Annotated in this window: 1 protein-coding gene; it reads left to right on the top strand. The window is 63.0% G+C overall.

Translation table 11 applies throughout. The annotated features are described in order from the left end of the window. Positions 1–27: 27 nt before the first annotated feature. Positions 28–608, top strand: a 581-nt coding sequence (locus tag A5678_RS09635; RefSeq protein ID WP_068041314.1) for a TetR/AcrR family transcriptional regulator, incomplete at its 3' end; no start/stop codon positions are given.

Below are 608 nucleotides of genomic sequence, written 5' to 3'. Positions count from 1 at the left end.
AGCGCCCTGAGGGCGTGGAGGAGTGAGATGCTGACCGACCCGAAGACCGGCGAAGCGGAGATCACCGACGAGTTCGACCGCCGCGACCAGATTCTCGACGCGGCGAACGAATGCTTCACACAGCTCGGGATCCAGCGCACGAGCGTTCAGGACGTGGCGCGGATGGCGAACGTTTCCCGGGGCACGGTGTACCGCTACTTCGAGGACCGCAATGTGCTCATCGACGCCGCCATCGAGTTCGGGGCGCAGCGGTTCTATCGTGACGTGGCGACCGCAATGGCTAAGAAAAGTACGCTGGCCGAGCAGGTTGGCGCGATGGCCGAAACACACGCGAGGATCTTGCTCGACCACCGAACTCGCAACCGTTTGATGGCCGATGACGCTGAGCTGATGCGGCACATGATCTCTGACGGGGATACGGCGGTCCGGCGGACGACCAAATTTCTCGAACCCTACGTACGTGACGCGCGTGACCGCGGAGAGGTTGGTGCCGGGGTCGACGTGACGGCCGCCAGCGAATGGCTCGCCCGCATCATCTGGTCGTTCTCTACCGTCAACGAGGCACAGACATTCGACATGTCCAAGCCTGACACCGTCCGACGCTACGT

Source organism: Mycobacterium sp. E2733 (assembly GCF_001667585.1).
In the GTDB taxonomy this organism is placed as follows: domain Bacteria; phylum Actinomycetota; class Actinomycetes; order Mycobacteriales; family Mycobacteriaceae; genus Mycobacterium.
The sequence above is the reverse complement of the archived record's forward strand: the minus strand, read 5'-3'. Positions and strand labels throughout refer to the sequence as shown.